The 17,948-nt window shown below is 64.0% G+C and carries 17 protein-coding genes; 4 read left to right on the top strand and 13 right to left on the bottom strand.

The window, feature by feature from the left end:
- Positions 1-57: 57 nt before the first annotated feature.
- From ABY454_RS00890 to ABY454_RS00880, 3 genes are read right to left on the bottom strand one after another with little or no spacing between them, the layout of a single operon-like run.
- Positions 58-915 carry an MlaD family protein gene (locus ABY454_RS00890; RefSeq protein WP_372928280.1) on the bottom strand — a complete coding sequence of 286 codons (858 nt, stop codon included), beginning with the start codon at positions 913-915 and terminating at the stop codon, positions 58-60.
- A gap of 10 nt (positions 916-925) precedes the next feature.
- Positions 926-1,726 carry an ABC transporter ATP-binding protein gene (locus ABY454_RS00885; RefSeq protein WP_372928279.1) on the bottom strand — a complete coding sequence of 267 codons (801 nt, stop codon included), beginning with the start codon at positions 1,724-1,726 and terminating at the stop codon, positions 926-928.
- On the bottom strand, positions 1,723-2,901 hold the full coding sequence (locus ABY454_RS00880) for an MlaE family ABC transporter permease (RefSeq protein WP_372928278.1): 1,179 nt from the start codon (positions 2,899-2,901) through the stop codon (positions 1,723-1,725). Before ABY454_RS00880 ends, ABY454_RS00885 begins: the two co-directional genes overlap by 4 nt.
- 93 nt (positions 2,902-2,994) lie before the next feature.
- On the opposite strand from ABY454_RS00880, the gene dgcA reads away from it, so the two are divergent.
- Positions 2,995-4,008, top strand: coding sequence for an N-acetyl-D-Glu racemase DgcA (dgcA, locus tag ABY454_RS00875; protein ID WP_372928277.1), 1,014 nt, complete (start codon positions 2,995-2,997; stop codon positions 4,006-4,008).
- On the opposite strand, the gene ABY454_RS00870 is transcribed toward dgcA, so the two are convergent.
- Positions 3,960-5,198, bottom strand: a complete 1,239-nt coding sequence (locus ABY454_RS00870) for an MFS transporter (RefSeq protein ID WP_372928276.1) — start codon at positions 5,196-5,198, stop codon at positions 3,960-3,962. The genes dgcA and ABY454_RS00870 overlap by 49 nt on opposite strands.
- A gap of 117 nt (positions 5,199-5,315) precedes the next feature.
- Here ABY454_RS00870 and ABY454_RS00865 point away from each other — a divergent pair, with 117 nt between their 5' ends.
- On the top strand, positions 5,316-6,185 hold the full coding sequence (locus ABY454_RS00865) for a hypothetical protein (protein WP_372928275.1): 870 nt from the start codon (positions 5,316-5,318) through the stop codon (positions 6,183-6,185).
- Between the two features lie 87 nt (positions 6,186-6,272).
- Here ABY454_RS00865 and ABY454_RS00860 read toward each other — a convergent pair whose 3' ends face one another.
- Positions 6,273-7,448, bottom strand: coding sequence for a glycosyltransferase family 4 protein (locus ABY454_RS00860; RefSeq protein ID WP_372928274.1), 1,176 nt, complete (start codon positions 7,446-7,448; stop codon positions 6,273-6,275).
- Positions 7,448-8,278, bottom strand: coding sequence for a UDP-2,3-diacylglucosamine diphosphatase (locus tag ABY454_RS00855; protein ID WP_372928273.1), 831 nt, complete (start codon positions 8,276-8,278; stop codon positions 7,448-7,450). The genes ABY454_RS00860 and ABY454_RS00855 overlap by 1 nt, the downstream gene beginning before the upstream one ends.
- 75 nt (positions 8,279-8,353) lie before the next feature.
- Here ABY454_RS00855 and ABY454_RS00850 point away from each other — a divergent pair, with 75 nt between their 5' ends.
- Entirely contained in the window at positions 8,354-9,223 is an 870-nt protein-coding gene (locus ABY454_RS00850) for a fructosamine kinase family protein (RefSeq protein WP_372928272.1), read from the top strand.
- A gap of 513 nt (positions 9,224-9,736) precedes the next feature.
- Here the strand turns inward: ABY454_RS00850 and ABY454_RS00845 are convergent.
- On the bottom strand, positions 9,737-10,240 hold the full coding sequence (locus tag ABY454_RS00845) for a hypothetical protein (protein WP_372928271.1): 504 nt from the start codon (positions 10,238-10,240) through the stop codon (positions 9,737-9,739).
- Between the two features lie 117 nt (positions 10,241-10,357).
- On the opposite strand from ABY454_RS00845, the gene ABY454_RS00840 reads away from it, so the two are divergent.
- The gene (locus ABY454_RS00840; RefSeq protein ID WP_372928270.1) at positions 10,358-11,203 is read left to right on the top strand and encodes a fumarylacetoacetate hydrolase family protein; all 846 of its coding nucleotides are present in this window, start codon (positions 10,358-10,360) and stop codon (positions 11,201-11,203) included.
- A gap of 12 nt (positions 11,204-11,215) precedes the next feature.
- On the opposite strand, the gene thiD is transcribed toward ABY454_RS00840, so the two are convergent.
- The 6 genes from thiD to tkt form a co-directional block, all read right to left on the bottom strand.
- Positions 11,216-12,025 (bottom strand): bifunctional hydroxymethylpyrimidine kinase/phosphomethylpyrimidine kinase, encoded by an 810-nt coding sequence (gene thiD, locus ABY454_RS00835; protein ID WP_372928269.1) that lies wholly within the window; start codon positions 12,023-12,025, stop codon positions 11,216-11,218.
- A 79-nt stretch (positions 12,026-12,104) separates the two neighbouring features.
- Positions 12,105-12,839, bottom strand: coding sequence for a cytochrome c biogenesis CcdA family protein (locus ABY454_RS00830; RefSeq protein WP_372928268.1), 735 nt, complete (start codon positions 12,837-12,839; stop codon positions 12,105-12,107).
- A 125-nt stretch (positions 12,840-12,964) separates the two neighbouring features.
- The gene (rpe, locus tag ABY454_RS00825; protein ID WP_372928267.1) at positions 12,965-13,639 is read right to left on the bottom strand and encodes a ribulose-phosphate 3-epimerase; all 675 of its coding nucleotides are present in this window, start codon (positions 13,637-13,639) and stop codon (positions 12,965-12,967) included.
- Between the two features lie 10 nt (positions 13,640-13,649).
- On the bottom strand, positions 13,650-14,903 hold the full coding sequence (gene pgk / locus ABY454_RS00820) for a phosphoglycerate kinase (RefSeq protein ID WP_372928266.1): 1,254 nt from the start codon (positions 14,901-14,903) through the stop codon (positions 13,650-13,652).
- Entirely contained in the window at positions 14,900-15,913 is a 1,014-nt protein-coding gene (gap, locus tag ABY454_RS00815) for a type I glyceraldehyde-3-phosphate dehydrogenase (RefSeq protein WP_372928265.1), read from the bottom strand. The genes pgk and gap overlap by 4 nt, the downstream gene beginning before the upstream one ends.
- A 13-nt stretch (positions 15,914-15,926) precedes the next feature.
- Entirely contained in the window at positions 15,927-17,942 is a 2,016-nt protein-coding gene (gene tkt / locus ABY454_RS00810; protein WP_372928264.1) for a transketolase, read from the bottom strand.
- Between the last annotated feature and the right edge of the window lie 6 nt (positions 17,943-17,948).

The following is a 17,948-nucleotide window of genomic DNA, read 5'->3' as shown; positions in this document are numbered from 1 at the left end:
TTCGTTTTTGGGAGTCGTTCCTACGACGTGCCACAAGCGGTTCGAGCGGCGTTTGGCTTAGCGCCGACCTCCGCCGAATCCCCTCGGCGTGGGAGAGGACGAGGAAGACGATGAGTCCGACCCCCCGCCGCGAAGCAAGAAGCCGGTCGGACTGGCTTCGAACTTCTGAAGAATCCGGTTGAGCGAGACCGCCGCGCGGCGGGCTTCACGCATGGCCGCGCTGAATTCCTGCAAGCCCTTCTTCGCCTCCAGGGATAGCCCGTCGACATTGTCGTCGATCTTGCTGCCCAATTCGCTGAAGGCCTTGGCCCCCTCGCTCAAATCGGTGATCGTCTGACTGATCTCCTCGTCCTTGCCCTTCAGCATCGTCGTGAACTCATCGACATTGGTCAGCGTGTCGGACACGGCTCTCTCATTGGCGGCGACGAGATCGTCCAGGCGTTGGATCAGAGCATTGGCGCTGTTGAGAGCCGCGGGCGCGGCATCGAACAGCCCCGGCCCCGAGCCCCGCGCCGCCTTGATCGTGGGGATGGGGTCATCATCGGTGGGAACGAGAAGCGGTGAGTCCGGCCGGCCAGGCGTGATCTGAACGCCCGTGCCCCCGGTGAGGCCGAGCGATTGCAGGCTGGCTTGAGAGTCTTTCCGGATCGGTATGCCTTCCTGCACGCTGATGAGCACGCGAACCTTGCGCCCGTCGTTCGGATCGAGCGAGAACGACTGCACCTCACCGACCTTAACGCCGTTGAAGCGGACGCCCGAACCGGAGGTCAGTCCGGCCACCGAGCTTTGAAACACGATGTGATATTCCCGGCCGCCACCGGCAAAGTTGCTGATCCAGAACACGAAGATGAACACAAAGGCGAGCACGCCCAGCACGAAGCCGCCGATCATCAAGTAGTTGGCCTTGGTTTCCATCGGACTCCCGCTAGCCAATCAATCGCCGTTGTTCGGCGGGGCTCGCAGCGCGGGCCCGCTCACCGCAGAAATACTCTTCGATCCACGGGTGGTCGGGCTGGCTCTGCAGCTCGCTGGGCGATCCAGTCCGAACGATCTTCTTATCGGCCAATACGGCTACCCTGTCGCACACCGTGAAGATGGTATCAAGATCGTGGGTCACCATATAGACGGTGAGCCCAAGTGTCTGTTGTAACTTGCGAATCAGGTGATCGAAGTCCGTCGCGCCGATCGGGTCGAGTCCGGCGGTCGGCTCGTCCAGAAAGACGATTTCCGGGTCGAGTGCAAGCGCGCGGGCCAACCCTGCGCGTTTCCGCATGCCGCCCGAAAGTTCGGACGGAAATTTGTGCGCGGCCTCGGGTGGCAAGCCGACCATGGTCAGCTTCAAGAAGGCAAGATCGTCCATCATCGCCTGCGGCAGGTCGAGATGCTCGCGCATGGGGACTTGGATGTTTTGCAGCACCGTAAGCGAGGAGAACAGCGCGCCGTCCTGAAACAGGATGCCCCAGCGCTTCTCGATATCGAGGCGCGCTTGCGGCGTTAGCGTGTCCGCGTTCTGGCCGAACAACGCGACGATACCCTTGTCCGGCGCCACCAACCCCGTGATGACGCGCATCAACACCGACTTGCCCTGCCCGGAGCCACCGACAATGGCGAGGATCTCGCCGCGATACACATCGAGGCTGAGCGCTTCCCATATCTGATGACTGCCGAAGCTCTTGGCGAGCTCGCGCACCCGAATGACCACCTCTCGTTCGTCTTCGACGCTCACACCCCGATCCCCGACAAGAACATGGCAAAGACAGCATCCACGATGATCACCAGGAAGATGGCCTTCACGACCGCCGACGTCACGTGCGTCCCGAGGGACTCCGCGCTGCCCTGAACACGCAAGCCTTCCAGACAGCCGACAAGGCCTATGATCACGGCAGCAAAGGGCGCCTTGATCATGCCCGCCATGAAGTGCTGAAAGTCGACGGCCTCGTGGAGCTTGTCGATATAGGACGAGAGGTCGAGTCCCAGTACAGCAAAGGCCATCACGCCGCCGCCGGCAAGCGCCATGATGTCACCGAGAAAGGTGAGCAGCGGCAAAGCTACGACGAGCGCCAACACGCGCGGCAGCACCAGCGTGTCCATGGGATCGATCCCCAGCGTGCGCATGGCGTCGATTTCCTCGCGCATCTTCATGGACCCGATTTCGGCGGTGAAGGCGGACCCGGACCGGCCGGCGACCATGATGGCGGTCAGCAAGATGCCCACCTCGCGCAGTGCGAGGATGGCGACCATGTTGACGGCGAAGGGTTCGGCGCCGAACGGCTTGAGCTGCACCACGCCTTGCTGCATGACCACGGCGCCGATCAGAAAACAGATCAGCGAGATGATCGGCAACGCGCGCAAGCCCGCATAGTCCAGATGGTGGAAGAAGGACGTGGTGCGAAAGCGCCAAGGTTGCTTGAACAAGCGCAAGAAGCCGGCGGTGACTTCACCGAGAAAAGCGGTGAGGTCGACCACGTCGCGCCACGCGCCGGTCAGGGCGTTCTTAACGCTGTCGACGAAGTCCTGGATCGCGCCTTGGGTATAGACCTCCGGCCGCTCAGCCTGCCCGCGGCGATGGACCTCTTGGATGAGCACGCGGAAGTCTTCGGTCGCGCCGGCATAGCGCGTGCGCAAGCCACCTTTTTCCCAAGCACTCGCCGTGCGCTGGAGTAGAAGCGCGCCGGCGGTGTCGATCTCGGCGATGCCAGCGATATCCATCTCGCCGGTGAAATCAGGCGTCGGCGGGATCGGGACCCGCAAACGCTTCAACGCCTTGTCGAGATCGGCGGCTTCGGCCACCGTCCAAGCGCCCGTGGCTACGAGCCGGAAGGTCGTACCACGCAATTCGACGCGGAAGCCCGGGGTACGGACTTCGGTCGGCAGAACAAGCTGGTGGTCGCGTTTGAGCATGGTAAGGGCTTACTCTGGCTCATCCTTTTATGTGGCGCGCTGTCAGACATACCGATTGTTTTTGAACGAAACCTTAGGAGAAATAAAGGCGATATGACGGGTTCTCCGGACGAGCTTAACGGCACCAATGGGGGCCTGACCTTGGAGCTCCGGGAAGAACGCTGGCCGATCCGGGGCGGCTTCACCATCGCCCGCGGGTCCAAGCATGAAGCGCACGTGGTCGTGGCCAAGATCGGCGATGGCCGCCACACCGGACGTGGCGAGTGCGTGCCATATGCCCGCTATGGCGAGACCGTGGAAGGCGTGATGGCCGACATCGAGGCCTGCGCGCTCAACCATAGCCTCACGCGCGCCGCGCTTACCAAGCGCCTGCCGGCGGGCGCCGCGCGGAATGCCCTCGACTGCGCCCTATGGGACTTGGAGGCGAAGCAGTCCGGAACGCCTGCCGCCACGGCAGCAGGTTTTTCGACCCTTCAGCCCGTTCCCACGGCCTTCACCATCTCACTTGGCGATCCCGGCACCATGGCGGCGGAGGCAAAGGCCGCGTCCGCGCATACGCTGCTCAAACTGAAGTTCGGCGGCGCGGGCGATACGGCGCGTCTTCAGGCCGTGCGCGCGGCCGTCCCCACCGCACGTCTCATCGCCGATGCCAACGAGGCCTGGCAACCCCATGAAACGGAGTCGCTTCTGGCCATAGCGGCGGATGCGGGTGTGGAACTGATCGAGCAGCCGCTGCCGGCCGGCAACGACGCGATGCTGGGGGAGATCGAACGGCCGATCCCGGTTTGCGCCGATGAGTCCGTGCATGACAGCGCATCGCTTCCGCCGCTGGCCGGCCGCTATGACGCGGTGAACATCAAACTCGACAAGACCGGCGGTCTCACCGAAGCGTTGGCCACGGCCGCCCGCGCACGCGACCTCGGTCTCAAGATCATGGTGGGCAGCATGGTCGCAACGTCGCTGGCCATGGCGCCCGCCCTGCTCCTCGCCCAAGACGCCGACTGGGTGGACCTAGACGGCCCCTTGCTCTTGGAGCGCGACCGGGATGCCGCCCTCACCTACCGCGACGGCATGGTTTTCACGCCCTTGCCTGCGCTGTGGGGCTGATCGCCCACGACAAGCCCGCCCTGCCAGTGGCAGCCGAGCAAGGCCGCCGCGGCCGTCCCGATCCCCGCAAGCAGCACCATGGCCGCATAGGCCTGGCCGCCATACGCCTCGTAAAGCGGACCGCAGGCGATCGTCACCGAGCCCAAGACGAGCCCGGCAACCACGGCCGCGTAAAGGCCTTGCGCCGTGGCGGAACGATCCTCCGGCACCGCATGGGTCAAGAAATGGATGGCGGCGAGATGGGTGGCGCCGAAGCTCAAGGCGTGCAGGGTCTGGACCAGCCCCGTGGCTAGAAGCGGCGGATCGAGGGCCAAGACGGCCCAGCGCACGACAGCCGCGCCGCCAGCCAGCACCATGAGCCGCGTGCTGCCGACATAGGACACGAGCCTGCCTGAGACCGCGAACAGCGCCACTTCGGCGATGACGCCGATCGACCACAACGCGCCGATCGTGCCGCCGGAGAAGCCTTGCGCGCGCCAATGGAGCGAGCCGAAAGCATAAAGCAGCGCATGGCTGCCTTGGATCATGGCCGCGGCAAGTAGAAACAGCAGAAAGAGCGGCGCGCGCGCGAGCGCGAAGGCATGTCTCAGGCGCAAACGGCGCACGGGGCTGCCTTGACGCTTCGGCTCGACGTCCCGCGGAACCAGATACGCCGCGAAGATCAGAAGCGCCGTCGCGGTCATGAGCATCGGCAGCACGGTGCCCGCATCCCGAAACTGAATGACGATGCCCGCGGCAAGGCTCGCGCCGATGAAGGTCAACGAGCCCCACAACCGCACGCGCCCATAGTCGAGCCCGCTCTTGCGGATACCGCTGATCGCGATCGTCTCGACGAGCGGCATGATCGTCGTCCAGTTGACGGCCAGCAGCGCGATGGCGAGCATCATCTGCCAAAATCCGTCGGACACCCAAAGCAGGGCGAACGAGCCCAGCGACCCCCAGGCGAGCGCAATTACAATTCCGCGCCGGTTGCCGAGCAGGTCCGCCACAAAGCTGATGACGGGGGTAAACACGATGCGGATATAGAGCGGCGTCGCCAAAAGAATGGCGATCTGGTCCGCACTCAGCGTCCGCCAGCTTAGCCACACCGGCATGTAAGGCAGGTAGCAGCCGATAACCAGGAATAGCGCGGCATAGAGAAAGCCGAGCCGCCATGCGAGTGAGGGCGACGATGTGGCGTGGTTCGCCAAAGACGTTAACGACTCCCTTGCGGCGCGGTTGCTACGTTCGGGCCTTACTCCGAATCAGATAGCTTCGCCATCACCATGCCGGAACGAGCTCCAAAAGGCGCCGATACATCGCGGCGAATGCCAACGCGGCCCATACGTGGCCTGGCGGAGCAATACGCTGCTCTTGAGGCAACATTGAGCGGAACGCCGCTCGGACGCTGGTTCTTATCGGAGTACATGCGCCGGCACCGCATGCCCGAGACGCAACTCATGCTCGACGCCATCGCCCGGCTTGAAAGGGCCATGCTCAAGCCGAAGCATCAGGCAGGGCTGACAAGCGTACTCGGCGAGCTCGTGAAGATCAGCGCCGCGATTTCGCGTGCACGGGCTGAGATCGCGCAGCTCCGTCCGGCCGACGTCGACGCGGAACTCTCAAACGCGACGGAAGAGCTCGATCAGATCGTCGAGACCACCGAGAAGGCAACCTCTGAGATTTTGTCCGCAGCCGAGGACATCCAGGAAGTCGCCTGGACGCTGCGCGAGAATGGCGTCTCGCCGGAGCTCGGCGACAGGCTCGACAAGCACGCGATCGACATCTACACCGCTTGCTCGTTCCAAGACATCACGGGACAGCGCGTGGCCAAAGTCGTGCGCACTTTGCGTCTCATCGAACAGCGCATCAACGCCGTGATCGATATCTGGGGCGCGCATGACATTGCCCACAAGATGAGCCCGCCTGTGGAGGCCGGCCTGCTGAACGGTCCTCAAGGCGAGGGGGCCGGGCTGCGGCAGGACGACGTGGATCGGGCCCTGAGCCAACCGGAAAAGGGCCCGGACGCCGCCCCGGCGCAGGCCCCAGAGCCAGCTCCGGAGCCTCACATGCGGCCCGAAGCCACTCGCGGCGAAGCCCCTGCTGGCGAAGCTCGTGGCGGCGAGCGCTTCGAGCGACCGGAGCCGCTGGTCGTGCCCCAGCTTCACTGGGTCAAGCGGGCCGCCCTGTTCGGCTAGCCACACTTTTTCGTCGATTTTTTTGCTATTGAATCAGTAGGTTAGCGTCCGGCGGGCAAAAAGTCGGCACCCTCACCTTGAAAAGATTCAGGCCCCTAACCATCTCCGGGTAGACGCAAGATCCCCCAAAGCGTCCCCCAAACTGACGCATGAGAATGAAGCGGCCCGGGTTCCCCCCACCTGGGCCGTTTTTTTCTTTTTTGCCTTCCGCGCGCTTCGCCGTCCGCGCAAGCGCGGCAGGAGCCGCCGCCGTTCCGGCAGGCCGAGATTGTGGGCCGACAGCACATTGTCCACGAACTGCTGCGCCGAGTTTTCCCAGCTATAGAGCAGCGCATGCTCGCGTGCCGCCTCGCGGTCGAGGTCCAGCGCCTGAAGCGCCGCCGCCTGGAGGTCAGGCCCCACGACCCCGCAAGCGGGGTCTGTCAGCACGTCCTTGGGCCCGCTGACGGGATAGGCCGCGACGGGTACACCGCACGCCAAGGCCTCCAGCAGCACCAGACCGAACGTGTCGGTCAGGCTTGGGAACACGAACACATCCGCCGAGGCATAGGCTTCCGCCAGCGCCTCGCCCTCCTTTGGACCGGTGAATAGCACGTCGGGATATTGACGCTTGAGATCGTTCAACTGGGGGCCGCCGCCGACCACGACCTTCCGCCCCGGAAGCTCCAGATCGAGAAAGGCCTTGATGTTCTTCTCCACCGAAATGCGGCCCACATAGAGGAACACGGGCTCATCGCCGAAGAGCCGCACGTCGCGCGGCCGGTAGAGTTCCAGGTCGACGCCACGGGACCAGCGCATCATGCGCGCGAAACCCTTTTCCTTGAGATCGTCTTCGACCGACTGGGTCGCCACGAACAGCCCCGCGCCGCTGTTATGGAACTGGCGCTGGAAGGCGTAGCACCAAGACTCGGGGATCGGCAGGCGCGCCGAAACATATTCAGGAAAGCGTGTGTGGTAGCTCGTGGTGAAGGGGCGCTTAATCTTGCGGCAGTAGCCCCTGGCCATCAGCCCTATCGGCCCCTCCGTGGCGATATGGATGAAGTCCGGCCGCGCCTCTTCGATATGGCGCGCCACCATGCTTGGGCTGACCAGCGATAGCCTGATCTCCGGATAGGTGGGGCAAGGCAGCGTGTAGAACGGGGCGGGTGTGAGAAAGCTGATATCGGCGCCAAGCTTCGGAAGCTCTTGCGCAAGCCGCTCATAGGTGCGGACAACTCCATTCACCTTGGGAAACCAGGCGTCGGTGGCAACGAGGATGCGCATCAAGCTGCGGCCTCAAACTCCTTGGCCGGCGTTCCCGACGTCCGAACGCCGGTGTGCGGATTCCAGTGGATGATCTCGAAGACACCCTCCTCCGTCTCGCCCACCGCCGTACAGCTTTCGACCCAGTCACCGGTATTGATGTAGACGACGTCGCCGACCTGACGCATGGCGGCGTGATGGATGTGCCCGCAGAGCACGCCTTGGGCGCCATTGCGGCGGGCCTCTTGCGACAACGCTTGCTCGAACTCGCCGATGTAATTCACCGCCCGCTTGACCTTGTGCTTCAGATAGGCCGAGAGCGACCAATACGGCATGCCGAACCAGCGGCGCACGGCATTGAGGTGCGTGTTGAACCAAAGCGCCGCCGTGTAGCTCCAGTCGCCCAAGAAGGCGAGCCACTTGGCGTAGCGCACGACCACGTCGAACTCGTCGCCATGCATGATCAGATAGCGCCGTCCGTCCGCGCCCGTATGGATCGTCTGGCGCTCAATGGCGATGCCGCCGAATTGCGAGCCGCAATACTCCCGCATGACCTCGTCGTGATTCCCGGGGATGTAAACGAGCTCGGTCCCTTTGCGGACCTTGCGGAGCAGCTTCTGCAAGACATCGTTGTGGGCTTGCGGCCAGTAGACCCCGCGCCGGATGCGCCAGAAATCGACGATATCGCCGACCAGGTAGAACCGGGGCGCGTCGTGGTAGCGCAAGAAGTCTAGGAAGGCTTCGGCCTGACAGGCCTTGGTGCCAAGATGAATGTCGGAAATAAACAGCGCGCGATAACGCCTCTGCTCGGCGTCTGGCTGCGTGTAATCGTCTATTCGAGTGTTCAGCACGATAAACCGCGATCTAAGGTGATTTAGTATCAGGGATGTGACACTGGCGACTGCTTAAGGACTTGGTAAACGGCGATGACCAACGGCGATTTGCGTATACGGCTTGAGGGGGCGCTCGGCTCGGGCGTCGTCGACACCGCGCCATTGCCAGTGGGATTCGGTCTGACCGGCCTGTCCGCGCGGCTCCAAGACGGCCGGCATGTGGCGGTGAAGGCGAAGGACAACGCGCGCTCCGGGCCGTCGCTTGCGCTCGAAGGCTATATGCTCGGCGAGCTTTCGCGGACGTCGGACTTGCCCGTTCCGCAGGTTCATGCGGCCGAGCCCGACCTCCTTGTCATGGACTTCATCGAGACGGACGGCGGGACGATCACCGCCAACGTAGAGCGCGATGCCGCGAGGCTCATTGCCGCACTCCATGCCACGCCGCGGGACGGCTTCGGCTATGCGCGGGACACGCTGATCGGCCCCCTGCACCAGCCCAACCCGCAAAGCCAATGCTGGATCCCGTTCTTCCGCGACGAGCGGCTCCTCTATATGGCGCGCGCAGCAAAGGACGAAGGCCGGCTGCCGGCCGCGCTCTATGGCCGCATCGAAACGCTCGCATCAAAGCTCGAGGACTTTCTGACCGAGCCGCCCTTCCCCAGTCTGCTGCACGGCGATCTATGGACCGGGAACGTGCTCGTGTGCGGAAACCGCATCGCCGGGTTCGTCGATCCGGCGATCTATTGCGGCCATCCGGAGATCGAGCTCGCCTTCACGACGATGTTCGGGACGTTCGGCGATGCGTTCTTCGAGGCCTATGAGGGGATGTCGCCGCTGGAGCCGGGGTTCCACGAGCTGCGGCGGGATCTCTACAATCTCTATCCCACGCTCGTGCATGTGCGGCTGTTCGGGGGGAGCTATTTGGGGCGCGTTGAGACGACGCTGACGAAGCTCGGACTTTGACCTGGTGCCAAAAAAGAACCGGCCCGGACAAAGCCGGGCCGGTCTTCCCTGCGAAACGAGCCGAACGCGAAAGGCCTAAACCTTTACAGCGGGCTTCGACTCGCCCCCCCATTTTTTCTGCGCCGTCTTTCTTGGTCTTGGTTCTTGCTTCGGCTCGTCGGCAACCTTGCTCTTGCTTTCGTTCCGGTGAGAAGAAAGCCCCCCAGCCCCTTCCCCCGTGTTGTGATGAAAAGCTAGCGAGCCCCGGCGCGCGCTTCAACAATGCGCGAGGGGCGAAACGCAAATCGTCGCCGCACTGTTGCGGAAATGCAAAGCGGCTTGACCGGCGCGGCGCGTCACCTGGTTTTATTATTGTATTTCAACATATTATGTTGCTTCCGAGGCGCCCCAGGCGGGCTGCAACGCGCATCGCTGCACCCTCGCGGGGGGCCGTGGCTGCACCCGTTTGGGGGAAACTTTGTGAGGCTTTGTGGCAATTCAGCAACGGCCTTGGCGCAGCCGCCACAGGTGACTCTAGCGGTGCAACGAGATCGAGGCGACGGGACGATAAGCGCCCGATCCGGTGTCGCGCTGGACGATCTCGATCGTGTGTTTGGGCCCATCGACATCGATGCGCATGCGGCCTGAGAAGGTCTGGCCGCTGAGGCGCGCGCGGATGGAGCTGCCGTTGGCCGTGCCGCTGACGTCGCCGGAGGCGCCATGGACCTGCTCACGCCAGGCGCCGCGGATCCGGCCGCCCTCATAGGTCAGTTCCAGATTCCCGGCGAAAGCGTGGCTCGCGCTCGCGCAGCGCACGGTCTGCCGTACCACGGACCCTTCAGTCTTATAGGTGGTGTTGCAGCTGACCTTCTCTGGCGCCCCTTTCAACGGGGTCACTGTCCCGCTCCCGGTCCAAGCGCCATCCAACTGCTGATACGGGTTGGCGGACGCCGGCAGCGCGGATAGGACAGTCAGGGCGTTTGCGAGAAAGACGGCAATCAAGGTCCCGAGGCGAGGCGAACGCAAACGAAGTCTCATCGGAACCGGCACCTTTCGTCTTTCGGGATTGGCGTTGCGCGGGAGACAAGCGGGCAGGCCGTTGCCGCCCCATCGCCACGCGTGCATCATGCAGAAAATCATGGCTGGGGGAAGACAATGAAGCTTGTACGTTTTGGCGCACCCGGGGCGGAAAAGCCGGGCGTTCTAGATGCCAAGGGGCTGATCCGCGACCTGTCCGGGGAGATCGGCGATCTTGCCGGGGATGCGCTTGGCCGCGTGAGCCTTGACCGTCTCAAGGCGATCGATCCGGAAACGCTGCCGCTGGTCGAGGGGAACCCCAGGCTTGGTCCGCCCATCGGCGTCGTGCCGAAATTTCTTGGCATCGGCCTCAACTATCGCGACCACGCCGAAGAGACCGGCATGGACATTCCCGAAGTCCCCATCGTGTTTTGCAAGGCGAACTCCTGCGTCTCCGGGCCCACCGATCCGGTGCTGGCGCCGCCGGACTTCCAGCGCATGGACTACGAGGTGGAGCTCGCGGTGGTCATCGGCACGCCCGCCAAGCGCGTCTCGAAAGACGACGCGCTTGACTACGTGGCCGGCTATTGCATCTGCAACGATGTCTCCGAGCGCAGTCTGCAAAAAGGCGGACCCGGCGAATGGATGAAAGCCAAGAGCTATGACAGCTTCGGACCCTTAGGCCCTTGGCTCGTCACCACGGACGAGGTTACGGATCCGCAAGCGCTCGATCTCACCATGGACCTCAACGGGGAGCGCATGCAGACGGGCAATACCGAGACCATGATTTTCACCGTCGCCGACCTCGTCAGCTATATCAGCACCTATATGACGCTGATGCCCGGCGACGTGATCACCACCGGCACGCCGCCCGGCGTCGGCATGGCACGCAAACCTCGCGTCTTTATTAAGCCTGGCGACGAGATGGTGCTCCACGTCCAAGGCCTCGGCGAACAGAAGCTCAAAGTCGTCGCCGACGGCTAGCGCCCTTTACGGCTACGGCCACAGTGCATGGAAGTGGTGAAGTGGCCCCCGGCCCTTCCCCACTGCGATCTCGTCGGCGGCGATGATCGCCGCGGTGACATAGACCTTCGCGTCCTTCACCGCCTTCTCCAGCGGCTTGCCATGCGCGAGCCCCGCGGCGATGGCAGAGGACAGGGTGCAGCCCGTGCCGTGCGTATTCCCGGTCTCATGCCGGGGCGCTTCGAGGCGTTCTACGCCGTCATTGCTCAACAGCACGTCGATGGCTTCGCCGTCGAGATGCCCGCCTTTGACGAGCACGGCTTTGGCGCCGAGGCCGCGCAGCATCCACGCTTGTTCGGCCATGGCGTCCACGCTGCGGGCCTTCTCCTCGCTGGTCAGCAAGGCCGCTTCGAACAGGTTGGGCGTCACCAGCGTGGCGCACGGCATCAGCATGGTCTTGAGCGTGTCCACGGCGCTCTCATCGAGTAGCGGGTCGCCCCGATGCGACGCCATCACGGGATCGAGGACCACCGGCGTCCCGTCGAACAGCGTCAACCCCTCGGCGACGGCCTCGATATTGTCGCGCGTTGCCAGCATGCCAATCTTGATGGCGCCGACATCGATGTCGTTTGCCACGGCCTGCATCTGCGCCAGTACGAACTCCGGCGGCACTGGCAAGATGGCCTCGACCTTTTGCGTGTTCTGCGCGGTGACCGCGGCGACGACGCAAGCGCCATGCACGCCAAGCGCACCGAACGTCTTGAGGTCGGCTTGGATGCCGGCGCTTCCGGAAGAATCGGAGCCGGCGATGGTGAGCGCGATGGACGTCGATCTAGGGGTCATGAGGCGCCACTATTCACCGCTGGCGCCCAAGAGCAAGCCTCTAGAGGCAAGCCTCCAGAGGCAATCGGACTGAGCCTCGTCAGCCAATCGTGGCAAGCGCCGGGAACGTGCGCAGGATCCAGCCCGCGATCAGCGTCATCGAGTTCGTGAGGAACAGAATGCCGGTGAGGACCAGAAGCGCGCCCAGCACCTTCTCGATCGTGCCCATGTGGCCCTTGAAGCGGCCCATGGCATTCATGAACGGCCGAACGGCGACGGCGGCAAGAATGAACGGAATGCCGAGCCCCAACGAATAGACGAAGAGCAGGCTCACGCCCTGGCGCACGGAGTCCTCGCCGGCGGCGACCGCCAGAATAGCCCCGAGCACGGGCCCGATGCAGGGCGTCCAGCCGAAGGCGAACGCCAAGCCGATGATATAGGCGCCGACCAACCCCGCCGGCCGCGTGTCGGCATGATAGCGCGCCTCGCGATGGAGGATCGGAATGTGGATGACGCCGAGGAAGTGCAGGCCGGCGATGATGATGATGACGCCCGCGACCTTGGCAAGGATCGGCAGGTTCTCCAGCACGAGCTGGCCCAACACCGTCGCCGTGGCACCCAAGATGACAAACACGGTGGTGAAACCGAGCACGAAGGCGACCGAGGACAACACCACCGTGGTGTAGACGTGAGGGGGCGTCTCATCCTCGCCCGCCAGCTGATCGAAGGTGGTGCCGCCGAGGAAGCACAGATAAGGCGGCACGAGCGGCAGCACGCAGGGGCTGAGGAAGCTCAAGAAGCCGGCGAACAGAGCGCCGAAATAGGTGACATCCATGGGTTTCTAGCTATTGCGCCCGCATCGGAAGAGCAAGGCCTGGCACCAAGTCGTGAAGAGGATTGATCACAGGTCGGCGCCACAGTCAGTGACCGGGGTCACGAAAATTCCGGTTAACCGTGCCCTCAAGCGGCATCGCGGGCACGTAACGCCGCATCGCGGATCGCCGCGATGTTCTTCGCGTAAGCACCGCCCTTGAACACGGCAGAGCCGGCCACGAGAACATCGGCGCCAGCCTCGGCGACAAGCCCCGCCGTCTCCGGGTTCACGCCGCCATCCACCTCCAGGTGAATCGGACGATCGCCGATCATCTTACGGATCGCGCTGATCTTCTTCAGCTGCTCAGGGATGAAGGACTGACCGCCAAAACCCGGGTTCACCGTCATCACCAAAATCAGATCGACTTTATCGAGCACGTATTCGATCGCCGTCTCAGGGGTCGACGGGGTGAGGCTGACGCCTGCCTTCTTGCCGAGGCTCCTGATGTGCTGCAGCGAGCGGTCCAGATGCGGACCGGCTTCGGCATGCACGGTGATGATGTCGGAACCGGCCTCGGCGAATGCGTCGAGATACGGATCGCACGGCGCAATCATGAGATGGGTGTCGAACACCTTGTCGCAATGCGGGCGAAGCGCCTTCACCACGTCGGGACCGATGGTTATGTTGGGCACAAAGTGCCCGTCCATGACATCGATATGGATCCAATCGCAACCGGCCTTGTCGATGGCCTTCACTTCCTCGCCGAGCTTGGCGAAGTCAGCCGAGAGGATAGACGGTGCGATGATGATGTCGTCGGACATGCTTCGTGCCTCACGCAACCGCGGAATGTTTCGTATCGCCACCGGCCAGCGCGACCACGCCCGGCAGCTGCTCGCCGGCCAGCCATTCGAGAAAGGCGCCGCCCGCCGTTGAGATATAAGTGAAGTCGGGCGCCGCGCCCGTCGTGTTCAAGGCGCGCACCGTGTCGCCGCCGCCGGCAATCGTAATAAGCTTGCCGTCTTTAGAGAGACGGCCTGCCTCGCGCGCCAGCGCGAACGTGCCTTCCCCGAACGGCGTGATTTCGAAAGCGCCGAGCGGCCCGTTCCATAACAGAGTCGCCATCTCGCCTAACTTTTCCTTCAGCCGCGCGATGCTCTTCGGCCCCACGTCGAGGATCATCATGCCGGCCGGAACGGTGCCGGTGTCACACACTACGGTCTCGGCACCCGGCGCCAACTCCTTGGCGACGACTTGGTCGACGGGCAACATGATCTCGCAGCCAGACACCTTCGCCTTGTCGATAATATCGAGCGCGATGTCCTTGAGGTCGGGCTCGCACAGCGAATTGCCGATATCCACGCCTTGGGCGTAGAGGAAGGTATTCGCCATGCCGCCGCCGACGACCACCACGTTCATGCGCTGCACGAGGTTGGTGAGCACGTCGATCTTTGTGGAGACCTTGGCGCCGCCGACAATGGCCATGACCGGCCGCTTCGGGTTGTGAAGCGCGCTGGCCAGCGCCTCGATCTCCGCCATCATCGATTTGCCGGCATAGGACGGCAGCAGATGCGTAATCGCTTCCACGGAAGCATGCGCGCGATGGGCGCAGGAAAATGCATCGTCCACATAGATATCGCCTAGCGCCGCAAGCTGCTTGGCGAAGCCGGCATCGTTGGCCGTCTCGCCCTTGTGGTAGCGGAGGTTCTCCAGCAGCGCCACGTCGCCGTCTTTCAGCGCATTGACGCCCGCCTCGACGTCTGGCCCCACGCAATCGTGCAGGAACGAAACGCGCGTGCCGAGCATTTCTTGCAGCTTGGCGGCGACAGGCTTGAGTGATGTCTCCGGCGACCGCTCGCCTTTGGGACGGCCAAAGTGAGACATGATGACGAGCTTGGCACCGCCGGAGCGAAGCGCCTCTATGGTCGGCAGTGCGCGCTCGATGCGCGTTGCGTCGGCGACGTGGCCGTTCTCGACCGGCACGTTGAGGTCCGCACGCATGAGCACGCGCTTTCCCTTTACGTCGAGACCATCGATGGTCTTGATGCGCGACAGGTCGACGCCGCCCATGCCGGCGTCATCGCTCATATAAGTCGTCCCATGGCGACCGCGGTGTCGTTCATCCGGTTCGAGAAGCCCCACTCGTTGTCGTACCAGGACACCACGCGGCAGAACGTGCCGTCGATGACTTGCGTCCCCGTAGCGTCGAACACCGAGCTCAGCGGGTCGTGATTGAAATCCGAGGACACGAGCGGCTGCTCGTTGATGCCCATGACGCCCTTGAGCGGCGCTTTAGAGGCCGCCTTGGTCATGGCGTCGTTGATTTCCTCCACCGTGGTCGGGCGCGAGGACTGGAAGGTCAGATCGATCAGGCTGACATTGGGCACCGGCACGCGGATCGAAGCGCCGTCGAGCTTGCCTTGCAGCTCGGGCAGCACGAGCCCGACAGCTTTCGCCGCACCGGTCGAGGTCGGGATCAGGTTCACGGCGCTCGCGCGGGCCCGGCGCGGGTCCTTGTGGAGCGTGTCCACGGTGCGCTGGTCGCCGGTATAGGCGTGGATCGTGGTCATGTAGCCGCGCTCGATGCCGACCGCCTTGTGCAGCACCTCGGCCACCGGAGCCAGGCAGTTGGTCGTGCACGAGGCATTGGAGACCACGTGGTCCTTCTCGGTGAGCTTGTCGTCGTTCACGCCGTAGACCACGGTGAGGTCGGCGCCGGAGCACGGCGCGGAGACGAGCACGCGCTTGGCGCCTGCTTCCAGATGCTGCGCAGCGGTCTCGCGCTTGGTGAAGCGGCCGGTGCATTCCATGACGATGTCGACACCGAGTTCGCCCCAAGGGAGCTTCTCAGGGTCCGCTTCGGAGAGCACGGCGACGTCCTGCCCGTCGGCCTTGAGGCGGCCGTCGGAGACGGAAACATTGGCCGGGAGCCTGCCGTGCACGCTGTCGAACTCGAGCAGCAGCGCATTCATGTCGGCAGAGCCGAGATCGTTGATCGCCACGAAATCCAGGTCCTTGCGGCCGGCCTCCAGGAAGGCCCTGAAGGTGAGCCTGCCAATTCGACCAAATCCGTTGATGGCGACGCGCGTGTTAGCCATGTGCTCCTTACCTCTAGTTTGAAATCAGATCACGGGCCGCGGCCACGACGGCCTCCGGGGTGATCTCGAAATGCTTATAAAGCTCCTGGGCCGGGGCAGACGCGCCGAATCCGCGCATGCCAATAAACTTTCCGTTCTCGCCCAACCATTTGTCCCAGCCGAAGCCGACCGCGGCCTCGACGCCCACCCGGGGTGTGGTGCCGAGGACGGCGGCTTGGTAGCCTTCGTCTTGCGCCTCGAACAGCTCCCAACAGGGCATGGACACCACGGCGGCCTTGATGCCCTGCTCTTCGAGCATTTTTGCGGCATTCACCGCCAACGAAACCTCCGAGCCCGTGGCCAGCACGGTGACGTCCCGGCCGCCTTCCGGCTCGATGAGGACATAGGCGCCTTTGGCTGAGAGATTGTCGTCCGTGGGCGTGGTGCGCAGCAGCGGCAGGCCCTGGCGGGTCAGCGTCAAGATCGTCGGCCGGTCCTTGGACAGCAAGGCCAGCTCCCAGCATTCGGCGCATTCGACGGAGTCCGCCGGGCGCATCACGTGAAGCTGGGGCATGGCCCTCAGCGCTGCGAGCTGCTCGACCGGCTGATGCGTGGGACCGTCCTCGCCAAGACCGATGGAATCGTGGGTCATCACATAGACGACGCGCTGCTCCATGAGTGCCGACAGCCTAATCGACGGCCGGCAGTAATCGGAGAACACCAAGAACGTGCCCGCGTAAGGCACGATGCCGCCATGCAAGGCGAGGCCGTTCATGCTCGCGCCCATGGCATGCTCGCGAACGCCGTAATGGATGTAGTTGCCGGCGAAGTCGTCCGGCTTGACGATGCCGTGCTGCTTGGTGAGCGTGCCCACCGAACCGGTTAGATCCGCCGAGCCGCCGATGAGCCCCGGCACGACCGGCATCAGCCGCTCCAGCACTTTCTGCGAAGATTGCCGCGTGGCGAGCTTGGCGCCTTCGGCCGCGAAGTCCGTCTTGATGCCGGCCATGGCGCGGATGATGTCCTCGCCGACTTTCGCGTCGATGGGATCGGTCAGGCGCGCGCGCGATGCGGCATCGAGCCGGCCGGCGGCCTCCATCCACTTGTCGTAGTCCGCACGGCCACACATGCCTGCCGCGCGCCAGCTCTCGAGGACCGCATCGGGCACCTCGAAGGGCGCGTGCGGCCAGCCGAGCTCCTGGCGGGCACCGGCGATCTCGTCTTCGCCGAGCGGGGCGCCATGGGTGGCGGCCGTGCCCGCCTTGTTCGGCGCGCCATAGCCGATCACCGTGCGGCAGGCGATCATCGAAGGCTGGTCGGTGACGCCGCGCGCGTTCTCGATGGCGAGCGCCACGGCCTCTGGATCGTGTCCGTCCACCGTCGCGACATGCCATTTGGACGCCCGGAAGCGCGCCAGCTGATCGTCCGACAGAGTGAGGTTCGTACCGCCGTCGATGGAGATCTCGTTGTCGTCGAACAACACGATCAGCCGCCCGAGCTTGAGGTGGCCGGCGAAGGAGATCGCCTCCTGGCTGAGGCCTTCCATCAGGCAGCCGTCGCCAGCGATGCAATAGGTATAGTGGCTGACGATGTCGTCGCCGTAGCGCTGGTTGAGCAGGCGCTCGGCGAGCGCCATGCCGACCGCATTGCCGATGCCCTGGCCGAGCGGGCCCGTCGTGGTCTCAATCCCCGGCGCATGGCCGTATTCGGGATGCCCCGCGGTGCGCGCGCCGAACTGGCGGAAATTCTTGAGCTGCTCGATATCCATGTCTGGATAGCCGGTGAGATAGAGCAGCGCGTAGAGCAGCATCGAGCCGTGGCCGGCGGAGAGCACGAAGCGGTCGCGGTCGGGCCATTCCGGGTGGGCGGCGTCGTATTTCAGAAAGCGGGTGAACAGGACCGTGGCGACGTCCGCCATGCCCATGGGCATGCCTGGATGGCCCGAGGCCGCTTTCTGCACCGCGTCCATGGCGAGCGCGCGGATGACGTTCGCCATGTCGTCGTGGCTCGCTCCAGACAATGCCTGATCCTGTGCCAGGGCCTCACTCATCTATTG

This window comes from Methyloceanibacter sp., from assembly GCF_041573655.1.
Lineage (GTDB): Bacteria > Pseudomonadota > Alphaproteobacteria > Rhizobiales > Methyloligellaceae > Methyloceanibacter.
This window is presented reverse-complemented; position numbering and strand designations above follow the sequence as displayed.